The sequence below is a fragment of the Trebonia sp. genome, assembly GCF_049794275.1.
Taxonomy (GTDB): Bacteria; Actinomycetota; Actinomycetes; order Streptosporangiales; family Streptosporangiaceae; genus Trebonia.
The window spans coordinates 1-4,085 of record NZ_JBARCR010000327.1 but is presented as its reverse complement, the minus strand read 5'-3'; the positions used below and the strand labels follow the sequence as shown (position 1 = coordinate 4,085).

At 68.6% G+C, this 4,085-nt stretch carries 4 protein-coding genes; all 4 read left to right on the top strand.

From position 1 onward, the window contains the following. Positions 1–260 precede the first annotated feature (260 nt). On the top strand, positions 261–1,460 hold the full coding sequence (gene metX / locus WA805_RS09075) for a homoserine O-acetyltransferase MetX (protein WP_425242119.1): 1,200 nt from the start codon (positions 261–263) through the stop codon (positions 1,458–1,460). Positions 1,461–1,464: 4 nt separating this feature from the next. Continuing rightward, a complete protein-coding gene (locus WA805_RS09070) occupies positions 1,465–2,802 on the top strand; it encodes an O-acetylhomoserine aminocarboxypropyltransferase/cysteine synthase family protein (RefSeq protein ID WP_422290527.1) in 1,338 nt (445 codons plus the stop codon). Then, positions 2,799–3,281, top strand: a complete 483-nt coding sequence (locus WA805_RS09065; protein WP_422290525.1) for a CoA-binding protein — start codon at positions 2,799–2,801, stop codon at positions 3,279–3,281. The genes WA805_RS09070 and WA805_RS09065 overlap by 4 nt, the downstream gene beginning before the upstream one ends. 56 nt (positions 3,282–3,337) lie before the next feature. Then, positions 3,338–4,085 (top strand): L,D-transpeptidase family protein (locus WA805_RS09060; RefSeq protein WP_425242118.1); only part of this gene is annotated, 748 nt, incomplete at its 3' end.

The window sequence follows — 4,085 nt, the reverse complement described above, 5'->3', positions numbered from 1 at the left end:
GCTCTGCTCCTGGCCGAGGCCGAAGAAGCTCTGCACCTTGATCTGGCTGTGCACGCCGCCCTGCCACGTGGCGGACGCCCGCCAGGTGAACTGGGCGGCCTCGGGCGCGTTCTTGAGCGCGTCCCTGGCGTCGAGCAGCGCCTGCACGTTAACGCCGTTGTCGGCAACTGTAGTCATTTCGAGTATTACCTTCCCTCACGTCCATATTCCCCATGGATCTGATTGACAATACACCGAGCAGGGCAAGCTAACATAGCCCCATGGCGGAGCCAGCCTCGACGCTCGCGGCCGGCTCAGTCGGCACTGTCGAAACTCAGTACCTCGACCTGCCTGAGCCGGTGCGGCTCGACTGCGGCCGGGAGCTGTACCCGGTTCGCGTGGCATACGAAACCTACGGCACCCTCGCGCCCGAGCGCGACAACGTCATCCTGGTATGCCATGCCCTCAGCGGCGACGCCCATGCCGCCGGCTTCGCGAAGACGCCGTCCGGCGAGAGCACGCGCGACGGGTTCGGGGCCGAGGATCGCGACGGCTCGGCCGGCAAGTCGCTGGGCTGGTGGGACGGGATGATCGGCCCGGGCAAGGCGTTCGACACCGACCGCTTCTTCATCGTCTCCACGAACCTGCTCGGCGGCTGCCGCGGCACGACGGGGCCGTCGTCGATCGATCCGGCGACGGGCCAGCCGTACGGGCCGGACTTTCCCGTGATCACCGTCGCCGACATGGTGCGGACCGAGCGCGCGTTCCTTGACGTGCTCGGGATCGAACGGCTCGCGGCGGTGGCCGGCGGCTCGCTCGGCGGCATGCAGGCGATGGAGTGGGCGATCCTGTATCCCGGCCAGGTCGACGCCGTGGTGGCGATCGCCAGCACGCACGCCCTTCATCCGCAGGGAGTGGCCTGGAACGCGATCGCGCGGGACTCGATCATGCGCGACGCGGCCTGGCAGGGCGGCCGCTACTACGGCACGGGCCGTGCGCCGGACGCGGGCATGGGCGTGGCGCGGATGGTCGGCCACATCACGTACCTGTCCGCGATGGCGCTGGAGGACAAGTTCGGTCGGCGGCTGCAGTTCGCCGACGACATCCGCTACACGATCACCGAGCCGGAGTTCGAGGTCGAGAGCTACCTCCGCCACCAGGCCGACTCGTTCGTCAAGCGCTTCGACGCCAACACCTACCTGTACACGTCGCGGGCGCTGACCTACTTCGATCTCGCGCGGCAGCACGGCGGCGGATCGCTCACGCGGGCGCTCGAGGGCGTCTCGGCGCGGACGCTGCTGATCGCCTTCAGCTCCGACTGGCTGTACCCGCCGGTCGCGTCCAGGGAAATCGCCGGCGCGCTGGAAGAACTCGGCAAGCCGGCGGAGTTCCATGTGATCGAGGCACCGTACGGCCACGACTGCTTCCTGCTCGAGGAGGCGCGGCAGACGCCGATCATCCGCGGCTTCCTAGAAAGATGACCTCATGACCGACACGTCCTCCCGCGGCGAAGAAGCCCGGGACTTCGGATTCGAGACCCGGCAGCTGCACGCCGGGCAGCGGCCCGACCCGAACACCGGCGCCCGCGCGGTGCCGATCTTCCAGACGACCAGCTACGTGTTCGAGGACCCGGAGTCCGCGGCCGCCTACTTCAACCTGCAGGAGTACGGGAACACCTACTCGCGCATCATGAACCCGACCGTCGCGGTGTTCGAGGAGCGCGTCGGGAACCTCGAGGGCGGCGCCGGCGCCGTGGCGTTCGCCAGCGGGATCGCCGCGCAGGCGGCCGCGCTGTTCACGCTGCTGCAGCCGGGCGACCACGTGGTCTCGTCCACGGCGCTCTACGGCGGGACGGTGAATCAGTTCAAGCACTTGCTGCGCAAGATGAACGTGGAGCTGACGTGGGTCAATCCTGACGACCCCGATGCGTGGCGGCAGGCGGTCCGCCCGAACACGAAGGCGTTCTTCGCCGAGACGATCGGCAACCCCGCGGGAAACGTGCTGGACATCGAGACGGTGGCGGCCATCGCGCACGAGAGCGAGCTGCCGCTGATCGTGGACAACACGTTCGCGACGCCGTACCTGTGCCGCCCTATCGAATGGGGCGCCGACATCGTGCTCCACTCGGCCACCAAGTTCATCGGCGGTCACGGCACGAGCATCGGCGGCGTGGTCGTCGAGGGCGGCACGTTCAACTGGTCCAACGGGCGGTTTCCCGTGGTCGCGGATCCGTCGCCGGCTTACCACGGCCTGCAGTTCCACGAGACGTTCGGGACGTACGGCTACCTGATGAAGCTCCGCGCCGAGACGCTGCGCGATCTCGGCGCGGCGATGTCGCCGTTCAACGCCTTCTTGTTCCTGCAGGGGATCGAGACATTGTCGCTGCGGATGGACCGGCACGTGGACAACGCGCGGACGGTCGCGGCGTTCCTCGAGTCGCACGACCTGGCGACGAATGTGACCTACCCGGGGCTGCCGTCGAGCAAGTACCGGCCGCTCGTGGAGAAGTACCTGCCGCGGGGCGCCGGCGCGGTGTTCTCCTTCGACTGCGCCGGCGGCCGCAGCGGCGGCCAGGATCTCATCCGCGGCGTGTCGCTCTGGTCCCACCTGGCGAACGTCGGCGACGCGAAAAGCCTGATCATCCACCCCGCGAGCACGACGCACCGGCAGCTGAGCGACGACGAGCTGCGAGCGGCCGGGGTCGGGCCGGGGACGGTGCGGCTGTCGGTCGGGACCGAGACCGCCGCGGACCTGATCTGGGATCTGGAGCAGGGTTTCGCGCTCGTCGCCGCGACAGCGGGAAGGGAGACAGCGAAGGCATGACCGATCTCAGCCGGTATCAGGACCCGCTGGCGATCCAGCGCGTGCTGCACACCGCCAAGACGATCGCGATCGTGGGCCTGTCGAGCAATGAGCTGCGGGCCAGCAACTTCGTCGGCTACTACGTCAAGCGGCACGGCTACCGCGTGATCCCGGTAAACCCCCGCGAGACCGAGATCCTCGGGGAGAAGTGCTACGCGAGCCTGCTGGACATACCCGACCCGGTGGACGTCGTGGACGTGTTCCGCACGCCGGACGCGCTGCCGGGGATCGCGCGGGATGCGGTGGCGATCGGCGCCGGCTGCCTCTGGTGCCAGTTCGGCGTGATCAACTTCGAGGGAGCGAAGATCGCGGAGGACGGCGGCGTGACGGTGATCATGGACCGCTGCCTCAAGGTTGAGCACGCCCGTTACGTGGGCCGGATGCACTGGCTCGGCTTCAACACGCAGCGCATCACGTCCGTCCGCTCGGGACTTCAGTAGACGCGCCGGCAACCTGGGTACTAGGCGGAACGTCTCTAGTGCGGGACGATTCGACTATGAGAGGCGTAGACGTCATGGGTGCGCTGCGACGCGGCAGGCTAGTCCGGGCAGGAGCGGCGGCGGCGGCGCTGGCCACGCTCGCCACGGCCGGGTACACGGCGGGGACCGCTTCGGCGGCGACCGTGACCAAGGCGGAGAAAGCCCAGCTGACCGTGCTGGCAGCGCCCGTCTACACGCCGCCCGCGCGCACCCTCAAGGAGGGCATGAAGGGCGCGGACGTCAAGGCGCTCCAGCAGCGGCTCGCGGCGCTGAAGTACTACCCAGGCGCCGCCGACGGCACTTTCGGCGCCAACACGCTCGAGGCCGTCTGGGCGTTCCAGGAGGTCAACGGCCTGTCGGTGGACGGCGTCGTGGGCCCGGCGACCAAGCGCGCGCTGGTCAACCCCCGCGCCTGGAAGCCGCGTGACCCGCGGCAGAACGGCACCAGGGTCGAGGTCAACCTGACCCTCCGGGTGCTCGCCCTGTACGTCAACCGCAAGGTCGCGCTGATCAGCCACGTCTCGAGCGGCGGCGGCTACTACTACTGCAGCAATGGCGGATGCTCCTACGCCATCACGCCGACCGGCAACTTCCGGACTACGGTTTACATGCCGGGCTGGGTCACCGTCCCGCTCGGGGAGATGTACAACCCGGTGTTCTTCATCAGCACGGTCTTCGCCATCCACGGCGACACCGACGTCCCGGTCAACCCGGTGTCGCACGGCTGCGTCCGCATCCCGATGGACATCGCCGCGTTCTTCCACA

What these genes read in the sequence shown, in the direction of transcription:
- metX (WP_425242119.1), top strand. Translation starts at nt 261, where the DNA reads ATGGCGGAGCCAGCCTCGACGCTCGCGGCCGGCTCAGTCGGCACTGTC.
- WA805_RS09070 (WP_422290527.1), top strand. Translation starts at nt 1,465, where the DNA reads ATGACCGACACGTCCTCCCGCGGCGAAGAAGCCCGGGACTTCGGATTC.
- WA805_RS09065 (WP_422290525.1), top strand. Translation starts at nt 2,799, where the DNA reads ATGACCGATCTCAGCCGGTATCAGGACCCGCTGGCGATCCAGCGCGTG.